Origin of the sequence: Streptococcus sp. HMSC072G04 (assembly GCF_001813295.1) — a bacterium.
GTDB lineage: Bacteria > Bacillota > Bacilli > Lactobacillales > Streptococcaceae > Streptococcus.
The window spans coordinates 1-383 of the sequence record NZ_KV812035.1 but is presented as its reverse complement, the minus strand read 5'-3'; the positions used below and the strand labels follow the sequence as shown (position 1 = coordinate 383).

1 protein-coding gene is annotated in these 383 nt (G+C 38.4%); it reads left to right on the top strand.

The annotated features are described in order from the left end of the window. The coding region (locus HMPREF2904_RS11950; RefSeq protein WP_256263257.1) for a hypothetical protein at positions 1-383 on the top strand (383 nt) is incomplete at both ends.

The window sequence follows — 383 nt, the reverse complement described above, 5'->3', positions numbered from 1 at the left end:
GTAACTGTTACTGTTTCTCATGATGGTACAGCCAAAGCCTTAATCACAAACGTGACAGAACCAGCTGATAAAGAATTCAATAACACAGTTCGTCCTCCAGAAGAACCTAAGTTCCAACCAGAAAAATATGTTGTTTCTAAAGAGAAATACGATATCACAGGTGACAAGCTCGTTGATGATGATAAAGAGTTAGCAGACAAGTACGCAGATACCAATGCGGACCCATATGCGGACAATACCATCAATAATGAAGTGGAAAACTTAAATACTAAGACTGTTGAACGTGGATCAAAATTAGTTTACCAAGTATGGTTGGATACAACTAAGTTTGACGCAACTAACAAGGACAACATCCAATCAGTAGGAATCTCAGATGACTACGA